10 protein-coding genes are annotated in these 13988 nt (G+C 72.9%); all 10 read right to left on the bottom strand.

What is annotated here, in order from left to right; all coding sequences use genetic code 11:
- Nucleotides 1-200 precede the first annotated feature (200 nt).
- Nucleotides 201-1847, bottom strand: coding sequence for a fumarate hydratase (locus WMF20_RS02665; RefSeq protein ID WP_129572874.1), 1647 nt, complete (start codon nt 1845-1847; stop codon nt 201-203).
- A 91-nt stretch (nt 1848-1938) separates the two neighbouring features.
- Nucleotides 1939-2709 (bottom strand): thioesterase II family protein, encoded by a 771-nt coding sequence (locus WMF20_RS02660; RefSeq protein WP_437610424.1) that lies wholly within the window; start codon nt 2707-2709, stop codon nt 1939-1941.
- A gap of 42 nt (nt 2710-2751) precedes the next feature.
- On the bottom strand, nt 2752-3711 hold the full coding sequence (locus WMF20_RS02655; RefSeq protein WP_437610422.1) for a hypothetical protein: 960 nt from the start codon (nt 3709-3711) through the stop codon (nt 2752-2754).
- A gap of 282 nt (nt 3712-3993) precedes the next feature.
- Nucleotides 3994-5187 carry a substrate-binding domain-containing protein gene (locus WMF20_RS02650; RefSeq protein WP_437610420.1) on the bottom strand — a complete coding sequence of 398 codons (1194 nt, stop codon included), beginning with the start codon at nt 5185-5187 and terminating at the stop codon, nt 3994-3996.
- Between the two features lie 40 nt (nt 5188-5227).
- A complete protein-coding gene (locus tag WMF20_RS02645) occupies nt 5228-5632 on the bottom strand; it encodes a hypothetical protein (RefSeq protein ID WP_437610418.1) in 405 nt (134 codons plus the stop codon).
- 13 nt (nt 5633-5645) lie between these two features.
- Complete coding sequence (locus WMF20_RS02640) at nt 5646-6644, bottom strand: hypothetical protein (protein ID WP_437610416.1); 999 nt, start codon at nt 6642-6644, stop codon at nt 5646-5648.
- Nucleotides 6641-8341 (bottom strand): serine/threonine protein kinase, encoded by a 1701-nt coding sequence (locus tag WMF20_RS02635; RefSeq protein ID WP_437610414.1) that lies wholly within the window; start codon nt 8339-8341, stop codon nt 6641-6643. The genes WMF20_RS02640 and WMF20_RS02635 overlap by 4 nt, the downstream gene beginning before the upstream one ends.
- A gap of 143 nt (nt 8342-8484) precedes the next feature.
- On the bottom strand, nt 8485-10452 hold the full coding sequence (locus WMF20_RS02630) for a 4-alpha-glucanotransferase (RefSeq protein ID WP_437610412.1): 1968 nt from the start codon (nt 10450-10452) through the stop codon (nt 8485-8487).
- A 110-nt stretch (nt 10453-10562) separates the two neighbouring features.
- Nucleotides 10563-12425, bottom strand: a complete 1863-nt coding sequence (locus WMF20_RS02625) for a GAF domain-containing sensor histidine kinase (protein ID WP_437610410.1) — start codon at nt 12423-12425, stop codon at nt 10563-10565.
- A 25-nt stretch (nt 12426-12450) separates the two neighbouring features.
- Nucleotides 12451-13662 carry an FIST signal transduction protein gene (locus WMF20_RS02620; protein ID WP_437610408.1) on the bottom strand — a complete coding sequence of 404 codons (1212 nt, stop codon included), beginning with the start codon at nt 13660-13662 and terminating at the stop codon, nt 12451-12453.
- Between the last annotated feature and the right edge of the window lie 326 nt (nt 13663-13988).

Below are 13988 nucleotides of genomic sequence, written 5' to 3'. Positions count from 1 at the left end.
GGCCTTGTCACGAATGGATGAAACAGCGGTTTTCCACGATCGGCCCGGCGGACATGATCGCCAGTCGAACTCGTTACTTCCGCTCCGTCGGCGCGGAACGTCCGCACGTCCTGGAAGGTCTGGCACGCGCAGCGTGGGGCGGCCGCGCCGGCGCTGGAGGCCGAGGGAGCTGGCCGGCCGCGATCCCCGGGCGCCGGAGCTCAGCCCGCGACGTCGAGCTTCCGGCCGGTCGGCTTGTTGATGTCGGCGAAGAAGTCGTTGCCCTTGTCGTCCACCACGATGAAGGCGGGGAAGTCTTCGACCTCGATCTTCCAGACCGCCTCCATGCCGAGCTCGGGGTACTCGAGCACCTCGACCTTCTTGATGCAGTCCTTGGCGAGGCGCGCGGCCGGACCGCCGATCGAGCCGAGGTAGAAGCCGCCGTGCTTCTTGCACGCCGCGGTGACCGCGGGCGAGCGGTTGCCCTTGGCGAGCATCACGTAGCTGCCGCCGCTCGCCTGGAAGAGATCGACGTACGCGTCCATGCGGCCGGCCGTGGTGGGCCCGAACGAGCCGGAGGCATAGCCCGCCGGCGTCTTCGCGGGCCCCGCGTAGTAGACCATGAACTCCTGCATGTAGCTCGGCATGCCCTCGCCGCGATCGAGGCGCTCCTTGATCTTCGCGTGCGCGATGTCGCGCGCGACGATCATCGGCCCGGTCAGCGAGAGCCGCGTCCGGATCGGGTACTTCGAGAGCTCGGCGCGGATCTCGCGCATGGGGCGGCGGAGGTCGATCTTCACGACCTCGCCCTCGAGATCGGCGTCCGTGGTGTCGGGCAGGTACTTCGCGGGATCGGCCTCGAGCTGCTCGAGGAAGATGCCCTCGCGCGTGATCTTGCCGAGCGCCTGCCGGTCCGCGGAGCACGAGACCGCGATGCCCACCGGGCATGAGGCGCCGTGCCGCGGCAGGCGGATGACCCGCACGTCATGACAGAAGTACTTGCCCCCGAACTGGGCGCCGATCCCGGTCCGCTGCGCGATCTCGAGGACCTTCTGCTCGAGGTCGCGGTCGCGGAAGCCGCGGCCGCGCGCGTTGCCCTCGGCCGGGAGCGTGTCGAGGTAGCGCGCCGAGGCGAGCTTCGCGACCTTGAGCGTGTGCTCGGCCGAGGTGCCGCCGACGACGATGGCGAGGTGGTACGGCGGGCACGCCGCCGTGCCGAGCGCGCGGATCTTGGCCTCGACGAAGGAGAGCAGGCTCTCGGGGTTCAGGAGCGCCTTGGTCTCCTGGTAGAGATAGCTCTTGTTCGCGGAGCCGCCGCCCTTCGCCATGAACAGGAACTTGTAGGCGTCGCCGTCCGTCGCGAAGATCTCGATCTGCGCAGGGAGGTTGTCGTTCGTGTTGACCTCCTTGTACATGTCGAGCGGCGCGAGCTGCGAGTAGCGGAGGTTCTGCGCGCGGTAGGTCTCGAAGACGCCGCGCGCGATCGCCGCCTCGTCGCCGCCGCCCGTGAAGACGAGCTGGCCCTTCTTGCCCATGACGATGGCCGTGCCGGTGTCCTGGCACGACGGGAGCACGCCGCCCGCGGCGATGCTCGCGTTCTTGAGGAGCTCGAGGGCGACGAAGCGATCGTTCGACGAGGCCTCGGGATCGCCGAGGATGCGCGCGAGCTGCGCGAGGTGGCCGGGCCGGAGGAGGTGGGCGATGTCGCGCATGGCCTCGCGCGCGAGCAGGGTGAGCCCCTCCGGCTCGACCTTGAGGAAGGTCGAGCCGGCGGCCTCGAAGGTGGAGACATGGTCGCGGCTGACGAGGCGGTACGGCGCCTCGTCATGGCCGATGGGCAGCATGTCCTGGTACTCAAATTCGGTCATCGTTCGGGTCTCCGGGGGCAGGGAGGCTGCGGGTCCCCCTTCTTTGCATGGCTCCGGCCCCGGGCTCAACACCCGCCCAGCGCCGGCCGCCTCACGCGGGCAGCTCGCGCTCTACGCCGTCCAGCTGGGCCGATATCGACCGCAGGAGCGGCTCCCGGGCGCTCCGCAGGAAGAAGTGCCCGCCGGGGTACATCTCGACCCGGAAGGCCCCGCGCGTGAGCTCGCGCCAGGCCTCGAGGTCGGCGCGGCTCGCGCGCTCGTCCTCGAGGCCACCGAAGGCGGAGATCGGGCAGTCGAGCGGGGGCTCGGGGACGAACGGCTCGACCTCGTTGACCGCCACGTCCGCGCGCAGGGTGGGCAGGAAGAGCGCCAGGAGCTCCGGCTCGCGCAGCACCTCGTCGGGCGTGCCGCCCATGCGGCGGATCCACGCCAGAAACTCGGGATCGGACAGGCCGTGGAGCGGCGCGCGGTCGGGCAGGTGGGGCGCGCGCCGGCCCGACAGGAGGAGATGGCGCGGCAGGGGCGCGCCCCTCCGGCGCAGCTCGCGCGCGAGCTCGAAGCTCACCAGCGCGCCGAGGCTGTGACCGTAGAAGGCGAACGGCTTCGCGAGCCAGCGCTCGAGCCCTGTGGCGAGGGCCTGGACGAGCGGGGTGAGGCGATCGAACGGCGGCTCGCTCAGGCGCGCCTCCCGGCCGGGGAGCTTGATCGCGCAGACCTCGGTGTGCGCGGGGAGCTCGCGCCACCAGGTGCTGTAGATCGATGAGCCGCCGCCGGCGTAGGGGAAGCAGAAGAGGCGAAGCCGGGCACCGGGGTTCGGCCGCGGGCAGCCGACCCACGTGTCGGAGATTGAGCTCGTGGTCATCGTGCGGCGCTCAGCGTAGCTCGCCGCCGCCGCGCCCGCCTCCTACCATTTGCTGCCGAGGGCGACGCGGATCGTGGCGACCTTCCCCTGGTCCAGGCCGAAGCCGAGATCGTCGTCCAGCGCGACCAGCGCGCCGACCCGGGTGAAGGAGCCCTTCACGAGCGGCTCCCAGTCGATGAACGGCTCCGCCGCCAGCTGGGCGGAGTTGCTCGAGGAGAGGGGGAACGCGGCCTGGAGGCGCAGGCCGATGCCGAAGTTGCCGAACGGGCGAAACGCGATCTCGTTGCCCTGCTCGATGACGGTCTTCGTGAAATCCCCCTCACGGGTCGGCAGGAAGATCTGAGTCGCGACGTCGTGGGTGAGGAACAGGATCTTCCCGAAGTGGATCTCGGTCCCGACGCGCGCCCGGAGGGCCCAGTGTCCGAGCAGCACGCGCTGCGCGTCGAAGTAGGCCCGCGCGGGGAAATTCGCCACCGCCGCGGCCTCGAGGCGCGAGCCCGGGTGCGGATGGAGCGGGATCGTCAGGCTCATGCCGCCGAACAGCGCGAGGTTCGGCAGCGCGTTGCCTGCGTAATGCAGGCCGAACGTGGGGTTGCCGAAGAAGAAATGGCTGTGCTCGCCTTCGCTCCAGAATGGCTTGCCGAACAGGTCCGTGTCCTGGCGGCCCGAGACGTCGCCGTAGACGAACGGTATCTCCGCGTCGAGGTGGAGCCCCGCGACGATCTTGTACTGCGCGGCGGCGGTGATGGCGATGCCGAGCCGATCGGACTCCACGAGCCTGGCCTCGTCCGGGCCCGGGTGCGCCTCGACGATCTGCTCCTGGTACGACGAGCTGAGGACGTCGACCTCGAACCCGAACCGGCCTCCCTGGCTCTTCGCCCAACGCTCCTTCGTCTTGTCCGTGATGGGCTGCCGCGACGGCGGCGGCTCCTGCGCCAGCGCGGGCGTGGCCAGGGAGAGCATGAGGAACAGGGTTCCAAGAGACGCTTTGGTCGTGCTCACCTGGTGTCTCCCATCTCGTTCTCGACGCGCGGGCTCTGAGGGCGATGAACCACCTTGTCGCACTGCGCCGCCGCGCCGCACGGGCGAGGCCCGATGACCGCGGCGCTCGCTCGGATCAATGCAGCCCGAGCGCCCTGGATGCAAGCTTTTTGACCGCCGCGACCCTGCGACGCCTCGCGTCGGGCGGGCCCGCCGGAGCGCGCGCCGGCCGCGCGTTCGCCGAGGGGGGCGCCGCGGTTCGCGGCCGGCGCCGCGCCGAGCGGCCGCCGGCGGGGCGCCCGATCACTGCGGCTCGCAGTAGCCGAAGTTGCACTTCGGGGCGTCGGACGGGCAGTCCGCGTCGCTGTCGCAAGGCGCGCAATCGGCGCCGCCGCCGGCGACCGCGTCGAAGTAACACCAGCACGAGCGCGTCGGCATGAACGACGCGAGCGGCCCCATCTCCTCGGTGCGCCGCACCCGCATGGCGCACTCGGGGACGACGTCGTGCTGGGCCTCGAGCTTGATGAGATCGAGCCCCGCGGGCGGCTGCTTCCTGCCGGTGAGATAGTCGATCACCAGCGCCGCGCCGTCGTTCAACGGAGCTCCGGTGTTGATGCTCACGTGGGTGAGGAAGTGGAGAGGCCCCCAGATCGCGTAATGGCCGTCTCTGACGTTGCGCTTGTCGCGCTTCAGAGGATCGGAGTCGGGGTAATAGCCGCAGCGCTGGTCGTAGTGCTGGTAGGCGAGCACCTTGAGCAGCGAGGCGCTCTCGCCCGCCACGTCGGCGCCGAGGACGCCGATGGTGCGCTCCGCGTCCGCCGAGAACGCGACGCTGTTCCTCATGTCGTCGCTCGACGCCGTGGGCGCCCCCAGCCAGCGCGACGCGGGGACGCGGATCGCCGCCGCCATCATCTGCTGCGTGCCGGAGCCCGCGTTGCGCTGGAAGATGAACCGCTCGTCGACCCAGGGCGCGACGCCGGAGCCCTGGCCGAACCCGTACACGAAGTACGCGGCCTCGGCGCTGATCGACGCTTGCGTCGAGGCGTTGGGGACGACGAAGGTCATCGGCTGGATGGGGCCGGTGAAGTCGCTGATCGTGCTCGAGGTCGTGAAGGCGGCGTCGCAGGTCGTCGCGAACACGTCGGACACCGCGACGTCGATCGGGCTCCCCTCCGGATCGGCGTCGCAGAGGAGCTCGCTGTCGGCGTCCCAGGTGCTCAGGCCGGCGCCCGAGAGCGGCGCGCCCTCGAAGAAGGCGGCGACCCCGGAGCACGAGCCCTGCCCCTGATAGACGACCGAGATGGGGGGCGTCGACGCGCTGAGCACCTTCGCGAGCTCGGCGAGGAACGGCTTCACCGCGCTCGATCCGGTGACGTAGACCGGGAAGGGCAGCGAGGAGCACGGCACGGCCTGCTGCGCCGCCGACGGCGACGCGACGGCCAAGGCGGCGCCGAGCAGCGCCGCAGCAGGCAAGAGGATCGGGCAAGACCGGAACATCCCGTCGCGCATCATCGTCGGTTCGCGTCCGCGGCGTGGGTCAGCGACCCCCGCGCGCTCCTGGCTCCGGCAGCGGGGGGAGCCCGCCGTCGCGGAGGTTCGTGAGTCTCCCGCTGTCGAACGGCCGGCACGCCGCGTCGGTGCAAGCGTTGAGGAGCTGCTCGTTCGTCGTCGGCGCGCAGCTGTAACAGCCGTCGTCGCCGTCGCACCCGACCGGCGGGACGCCGTCCGCGGGCACGCAGACACGCCCGCCCGGGTCGCAGCGGGCGCCCGGGAACCGCGCGCAGTCGGCGTCCGTGGCGCACTGCCGATCCCGCCGCTCGACGAGGACCGAGCACGAGGCGAGCGCGGCGAGCGCGAGCGCCGCGCAGAGGCAGGCGCCGAGCGCGCGCGGAGGCCGCCGCGTGAGGCTCCGCCGGCGCGCTCTGGAGGGCTGACGTTGCATGGCGCGCGCTGCCCTAGAAGGCGCCGAGGAGCCGGAGGGACGACGGAGCGACCGCGGCCCGGATCGAGGGCGACGCGGCGCGGGCTCCGCCGGGGCGCTCCGAGCCGCCGGCGACGGTGAGGTAGAGCGCGACCCCGCCGACGACCACGGCGGCGCCCGCGAGCAGATCGGCGGTGAGCGCGAGCGTCGCGGTCCGGGTGCGCGCGCGCTCGATCGCCCGGGCGTCGCCCGGGAAGGTGCCGAGCTCGGCGTCGAGATCGCCCGACGCGCCGAGCGCGAGGACCCCGGTGACCGCCGCGCCCGCGGCGAGGGCGCCGGTCGCGATCCAGGGCAGGACGGGCGCGCTCCGCTCCCGGCGAGGAGCGCGGTCGGCCGCGGCGCCGGGCCGCTCCGGCGGCGGGGGCGCGGCGAGGCGGGGGCCGGCGCTCGCGGCCGGCGGGGCCTGCGCAGCGGGGATCTCGAGCCGGAGCTCGAGCTGATCGCCGCCGGCCACGTCGATGACCCGCGTGACGGCCGGGCGGCCCGCCGCCGTGGCGACGATGCGCCGCCGCCCGGCGCTCAGCAGCAGCGGCTCGGCGAGCGGGGTCCTGCCCACCGGGACGTCGTCGACGGCGATCTCCACGTCGGGCGCCGAGGTCGAGAGCGCGACGGTCGCGACGCGGCCCCGCAGCACGGCGATGTCCCGCTCGACCGCGGCCCGCCGGTCGGCGGCGATCTGCGCGCCGCCGTCGGCCAGGTACCGCTCGAAGGCGCGCAGCGCGCAGGCGTAGTCCCTGAGCTGGTAACAGGCCCCCGCGACGTTGTAGAGCACCTGGTACGCGGGCGCGAGCGCGTAGGCGCGGCGGAACTCCGTGAGCGCGGCGCTATAGTCGGCCTCCTCGTAGAGCTCGACGCCGCGCCGGAAGCGCGCGTCGGCCTCGGCGGTCTTGTCGGCGGGCCGGGCGAGCGCGCCGCCCGGGAGGCCGGAGACGATCGCCGCGGCGGCGAGGGCAAGGGCGCGCGAGGTCGTCATCGGGCGTAGGGGCTCTCCAGGTCGATGCCGCGCCCCGGCCGCTCGCCGCCGCGCGGCGGGGCGGGCGGCGGCGTCGCGGCTGGGGCGGGCGCGATCGCCGGCGTGCTCCGGGCGATGGGCGCCGGCTTTCCCCGCGGCGCGCCCGGATCGCGCTCCAGCGCGAGCTTCACGACGAGATCGCTCTTCGCCGTGATCGTCTCCTCCTGCGCCAGGAAGCCCGGCGCCTCGGCGCGGACGACGTGCTCGCGCCCGTCCTTGACGAGCTGGCCCTGATAATCGCCGCGCGACAGCGGCGCTCCGTCGAGGAACAGCCGAGCCTCCGCGGGCGAGACGCGGACCACGAGGCGCACCTCCTCCTCGGGTGGCGGCGGCTGCGGAGGAGGCGCGTCCGCGGGAGGAGCGGTGAGCGCCTCGACGGGGCCGGCCGGCGCCGTGCGAGGCGGCGGACGCAGGATGCCGGCCGCCACGACGCCCGCGGCGAGGAGGAAGGCGATCGCGACGGCGGCGAGCCGCCGGCTCGAGCGCGAGGCGCGCTCGCCACGCACGGTTCGCCCGGTTCGCCGGGTCTGCCCCGTCTCGGTCGAGCTCACCGCGGGCGGCGTCGAGATCGCGTCCGAGGGGCTGAACGCCGCGGGGGCCGTCAAGGTCGGCGTCATCGATACCGGACCGGCGCCGATCTTCGGCAGATCCGAGATCGCGACCTTCCCGTAGCTGCCGGACCAGCGCACGTCGCGCAGCTGCTCCTCGACGAGCTGCTGGATCCGCGCGCGGTCGTCCGCGAACCGGCCCGCCACGAACGCGCCGACCTCGCGCGCGCTCATCCCGCCGTGACGCTCGCGGAGCCAGCGCTCGAGCTCCGCGTGCAGCTCGGCCGCGGTGGCGTAGCGGTCGCCGGGCGCGTGCGCGAGCGCCTTGCGGCAGATCCGCTCGAGCTCGGGATCGACGTCCGGCGCGGCCACGCGGAGGTCCGGGAGCTCGCCCAGGCCGAGCCGCCCGAGGATGGCGAGGTCGTTGTAGCCCTTCCACATGCGCCGCCGCGCGATCGCCTCCCAGAGGATCACGCCGACGGAGAAGACGTCGGAGCGCCGGTCCACGCGCTCGCCGCGCGATTGCTCCGGCGACATATAGGCCACCTTGCCCTTGAGCATGCCGGCGCGCGTCTCGGACAGCGAGTCGGCCGCCTTCGCGATCCCGAAATCGACCACCTTGATGACGCCGTCGTAGGTGACGAAGATGTTCTGCGGGCTCGCGTCGCGGTGGACCACGTGAATGGGCGTGCCGTCGAAATCGCGCAGCTCGTGCGCGTAATGGAGCCCGGCGAGCGCGTCGGTCAGGATCCGCACCTGAACGGGGAGCGACAGATCGGTCAGCCCCACGCGGGCGCGGAGCTGGCTGAGCGGCTGGCCGTCGAGGTACTCCATGGCGATGAAGAGCCGCTCGCCGTCCTCGCCCACCTCGTACGTCTGCACGACGTTGGGGTGATTGAGCCGGGCCGCGAGCCGCGCCTCGTCGAGGAACATGGCGAGGATCTCGGCGTCCTCGCACAGCTCGGCCCGCGCCCGCTTGAGGACGACCAGCTTGTTGAAGCCGGCCGGCCCCCGGGCGACCGCGAGGCAGACGTCGGCCATCCCGCCCCTGCCGATCTCGGCGATCGGGCGGTACTTGCGCCAACCTTGGGGGTCGCTGGGAGCGCTCATTCGACCTAGGCCGGCTCCATCCCCGAGGGAAAAGCCAGGCCCGAGGATGCGCTCAGCCTGTTACTTGCACGCAAACGCCGGGTGACGTTCGCGCGAATGCCGCCGCGGGGGGCGCGGGCTCGCCTCCCCGCGCTCGCGGGCGGTCAGCGCTGGCCGCGCGCCGCGCCGGACCGGCGCTCCAGGCGCGCGGCGAGGTCGCGGCGCTCCTGCGACTCCGCGCCTCCCCGCGCGCGCAGCGCGAGCGCGAGCACGCGCGGGAGATCGAGCGCCTCGCCGCTCGCGCGCATCTCCGAATACGATCGCTCGTAATCGCGGGGCACCCGCAGCGACCAGTTGTGATCGCCGATCGTCCCGGGAGCATTGTAGATCTCCTTCACCCCGAGCAGATCGGAGAAGAAGACCATCACGTTCGACGCCTGGCTCGCGAAGAGGTCGGCGAACTTGGCCTGCGCGAGCGCGCGCGGGTCGGACGCGAGCGCGCGCGCCATCGCGCCCTCCTCGGCCGGCGAGGGCGCGAGCCGGGCGGCGAGGTACGCGGCCTGCCGCTCGAGCGCGGAGGAGCGCTCCCACGCGTCGAGGAGCCGCCAGAGCGGCGGCGTGTCGTGCGTGCCCACCATGATCCAGTCGGAGGGCGCGGCGTTCTCGCTGCGATAGACGTCCTTCGGGTTGTCGAGATCGGCCTTCTGCGTGACCCGGAAGCGCCCGAGCCCGTGCCGCTCGAGGACCGCCTTGAGCGGGTGCGGGAGCGTGCTCAGGACCTCGCACACGATGTCGGTGATGGCGCGGCCGCGCGCCTCCGCGCAGCTCGCGATGGTGTCGAAGATGACGCTGTATCGCCCCACCTGCTCCGGCGTGAGCGAGGAGACCCAGTCGTCCGCGTACCGGGGCACGGCGCGGTTCAGCTGGGCGGGAGAGACGATCGCATAGCGGGCGAGCAGCGGGTGGTCCGGCAGGTCGGGCGACGAGAAGAGGCGCGCCCCGCCCTGGACCGCGCGCAGCGGGTCGGGGGCGTCGGCGGCGTAGACCCACGGGCAGACGAGGCCGTGCGGGTGATCGAGGCGCACCCCGTCGAACTCGTCGAACATCTTGTCCATGCGCGCGCGCACGAGGGCGAGCGCGCCGGAGGAGCCGTCCGCGTACTGCGCCGGATCCAGGACAGGGTAGCTCCACACCTGACCTTCCGGGTTGGTGCGGCTCGGCGGCGCCCCCATCAGATAGCCCTTCAGGAAGACCGATTGATGCGCCCAGGCGTCCTGAGGCGAATAGCCGATCTGCAGATCGCCGTAGAGCTTGAGCCCGAGCTCGCCCGTCACCTTGCGGAGCGCCGCGTGCTGCTCGTGCGCGAGGAGCTGGCAGAAGGCGTAAAACTCGAGCTCGTCGCGGTACCGTTCGAGGAGCTCTCGCCTGCGCTCCTCGCACGCGACCACCTCGCCGGGGCCGGGCGCGAAGAGGCGGCGATCCAGCGCCGGCTCGCCCGACCAGCCGTGAAACCAGCCGCTCTGGTGCTCCTCGCAGAGGGGGCCGTAGAGCCCGTCGCGCTCGAGCCACGCCGCGTTCCGCTTCCTGAACGCGTCGAGCCGCTCGGCGAGGGCCCCGAGCTCGCCGCGCCTCCGCCGGTCGACGAACGACGCGTACGCCTCGCGGAGCGCGGCGCGCTGCGCGCGGTAGGCATAGCGGTGCAGCGCGCGACCCTCGCTGCCGGCCGGCCTCTCGGCCGCGATCCTCCGCACCGACTCGGGGCGCAGGAGCGCGCCGAAGGGGCCGTCCTCCGCGAGCCGGGCGAGCGCGATCGACAGCGTGCTCCGCGAGAAGATGGTGCCGTCGTACGGAGACGCGTTGTCGGCCGAGGTCTCCCCCTGGGGCCCGAGCTGGATGCCGTTGAACCCGAGATCGCGCGCGAACCGGAGGAACCGGCGCCCGCCCTCGGTATACGGGGACCCCCGCCCGATGTCCTCGGCGTCGTCCGACGGAAAGCTCGGATCGTGGATCGCGAGCACCAGGTTGCGGATGCCCAAGAGCTGCAATGCGGCCTTGACGAGCCCCCGCTCGTCCTCGTCCGCTCGAGCCTGGGCCTCTGCCACGTCGCCCCTGTCGTTCCCGGCGTCCTTCATCGCGGTAGGTATAGCGATGAAGGGATCGGCCCGCCAAGACGCGAAATCATGGACAGATCGCCCTCGGTGGCTGGATGATATCGATGTCCGGCGAAACCCGAGGACGGCTGTCAGGCCCCGAGCCGCGTGCCCGCCGCGACTCCCGTGGTCGCGCCCGCCGCGGCCTCCGCCGTCGGGAGCGTGAAGAAGAACGTGCTCCCCTCGCCCACCTTGCTCTCGACCCAGATCCGCCCGCCGTGCACCTCGACGAGCGCCTTCGCGATCGAGAGGCCGAGCCCCGTGCCCTTGTGCGCGGTCTCCTTCGCCTGCCAGTAACGCTCGAAGATCCTCGTCCGCTGGTCCTCCGGGATGCCCGGGCCGGTGTCGCGCACCGACACGCGCACCTCCCTGCCCCACGGCTCGGCGCGGACCGCGACCTCGCCGCCGGCGGGCGTGAACTTGATCGCGTTACCGACGAGGTTCGCGATCACCTGCAGGATCCGCTCGCGATCGCAGAGCGCCCCCTCGACGCCGAGCTCGACGCTGTGCTCCAGGCGCAGCGACTTCTCCGCCGCCTCCTCGCGCAGGAGCTCCAGGGCGTCGCCCAGGAGGACGGCGACGTCGTGCGGCACCGGCTGGACCGAGATGTGGCCGCCTTCGAGCTTCGCCAGGTCGAGCAGATCGCGGATGAGGCGGTTCATGCGATCGGCCGACTTCTGGATGCGCTCGACCGGGCGCCGCAGCTCGGCCGCCTCGTCCGCGCTCGGCAGCTTCCGGCGCAGGAGGCTCGTGTTCATGACGATGGTCGCGAGCGGGCTCTTGAGATCGTGCGACACCACCGCGACGAGCTCCTCCCGCGCCCGGATCGCCCGCTGCGCGCTCTCGTAGAGCCGCGCGTTGTCGATCGCCAGCGCGGCCCGCCGGCCGAGATCCTCCGCGAGCGCGCGGTCCTCCACGCCGTACGGCAGGTCGTCGCGGCCCGAGGCGATGGTGAGCACGCCGAGCATCGTGCCGCGCGTGACGAGCGGCACGGAGATGTAGCGCTGGAGGCCGAGCTCCCTGAGCAGCGCCTCGCTGGCGGACACCGGCGGCTCGCCGTCGTGCGCGGCGCGCTCGCCCTCGGGGGCAGGCGCGCCCGCGATCTCGCAGAGCACCGCCTCGCCCGTCTGCAGCACGCGCGAGACGCCGGCCGGGAGGACCGAGTCCATCGGCGTCTGGCCCTGCAAGAGGCGCGCGAGCTCGCTCTTCTGGGGGTCGGCGTGGACGACCACCGCGCGCCGGAGCATCGCCTCGCGCTCGATGATGTCGACCATGCACCAGTCCGCGACGAACGGGACCGGCAGCCGCGCGACGCGGACCAGCGTGGCCTCGTAGTTGAGCGAGCTGGAGAGCAGCCGGCTCGCCTCCGAGAGGAACGCGGCGCGGCGCTGCGCCGCCTCCGCCGCCGCGCGCCCCGCCTCCGCGGCCGCGAGGTGCCGCGCCCGCTCGCGCTCGTTCTCGATCATGCGCGCGTAGAGCAGGCGGTGCACGAGCGCCGTGCGGAAGGTCGACGCGAGCCTGCGCATCATGCCCCGGTACCGCGGCGCGAACGGGGGCTCGCCCTCGAAGCACAGGATGAGGCTGGACGCGCCGCTGTCGCCCTGCCCCTCCAGCGAGAAGTGCCACGTGACGAGCCCGGGCCGCGCGAGCTCCGGGTACGGCAAGCGGAGGCCCGCGCCCTCGCCCAGAGGCGCGCCGGCCGCGGCCGGCGAGATGGGCAGCGCGCGCGAGCTCGCCGAGAGCCCCGCGGCGTCGAGCAGCCGCGGGGCGAGGGGCGTCGGCTCGACGAGCACGAGCACCGCGATGCAGCTCAGCCGCTCGGCGAGCCGCTCCAGGAAGATCGCCATCGACTGGCGCGGATCGAAGAGGTCGAGCGCGGCGACCGTGAGCTCCTGGAGTACGCTGAGCAGCGCCAGCCGCTCCTCCTGGATCTCGTGATCTTCGCCGCTCGGCATGACGGGGCTCCAGCCGCTCCGGGGCTCAGGCCCCCAGCGCGAGCACGACGGCGGTCTTGTTGTGGAACTGCGGCACCCCCCGGCCGAGCGTGCCCACCTCCCCGAACGTCAGGCAGCCCATCACCGGGACGCTCTGGCCGAGCTCGCTCTCGAAGGTGGCCAGCTCGTCGCGCACCGTGTCGCCGAGCATCATGCACCGCGAGATGCAGTCGAACACGAAGGCGCCGGCGATCGGCCCGGAGACCGCGTCGCGCGCCGTGATCGCGGCCTCGCGCGCGGCGCCGACGAGACCGATGGGGTCGCCCTCCATGACGCGGATGAGGCACCCGTCCGGGACCTCGCCGACGCAGTAGAGCCCGCCGGGGGAGACCACGCGCAGCGGGTCGCGGATGACGTGCTCGCCGTCGGCCTGCGGGATGCCGAGCGGGTGGGTCATGGCGAAGGAGGCGAAGCCGTCGAGGTTGACCTGATGGCCCCTCGACCGGGCGGTGCGCTGGTAGACCGAGAAGGCGCCCTCGTACTCGAGCTCCGCGAGGACCGTGCCCTCGGCGCGGGTGACCATCGTCGGCGGGCCATAGGGGCGGAAGCCGTGGCGGATGCCGGTCGCCATGCGCGCCGGCGAGTCGATCGCGACCACGACCACGCTGTCCGAGTAGGCGCGGCCGCCCGCGAACTGCGCGGTGCGCACGAAGCGGAGGTTGTCGCCCGCGCCGCCGCCGGCCCAGACGACGCCCGTGCCGCCGACCTCGACCGCGCCGCGCACGACGTCGGCCGCGTTGCCCGTGAGCGCGTCCGGCAGCACGATGAGCGCGCGGCTCCACCCCGCCGGAACGGACGGCGGGAACCCCTCGAGCGCGCGCGAGGCGGCGAGCACGCCGGCGCGCCGCCCGTCCTGGCTCACCGGCTGCGCGACCCCGACGCCGACGCGCACGGTCTCCGAGACGACGAGCCCCACGACGAGCCCCTGCCGGAGAAGGCGGCTGCCCGCGAAGACCCCGGCCGTACAGCACCCCGCCCACGGCACGCCGGGCAGCTCGCTCGTCGTGGCCGCAGCGAGCGCGTCAGCGTCGTATTGATCCGTCGACAGGACGAGCGCGAACGCGGGTCGCGCCCCGTAACCGGCGTAATCGCCGTGCTCGGAGCGCGCCGACTCGCGGAGCGCCGCGGCCACGGCCTCCGAGGCAGCCTTCTTTGGGTCCGCCGTGGAGCTCGCGCCGACAAATACCTGTGTCGCCATGTTCTCTTCCCCCCCTCGGAATGTAGGCACTCGCGTTATACTGGAGATTCACCCGAACGTCACGGCGCGCGCATTCTCCTGTGATGTCGTCCGTACAGGGCGCTCCCGCTCCTCGATCGACTCGCGATTTTCCCGGCGTGACGACCTCGAATGAAGCGCCGGGCAGAGCCACGGCGGGCCTGCGAGGAGGAGACCTGCTGGGGAGACATGAGGTGCCCGAGACCGAGGGAGCAGAATCCTTATCCTTCGATACGACCACGTCCCCTGCAAGCTCGTCGGGCGCGGCGGACACACCCGAGTCGATTGCACAGAAGCAACCGAGGTCG

Source organism: Sorangium sp. So ce834 (assembly GCF_051521425.1).
Lineage (GTDB): Bacteria > Myxococcota_A > Polyangia > Polyangiales > Polyangiaceae > Sorangium > Sorangium cellulosum_D.
Note: the sequence above shows the minus strand (reverse complement) of the source record. Positions and strands in the feature narration are given on the sequence as shown.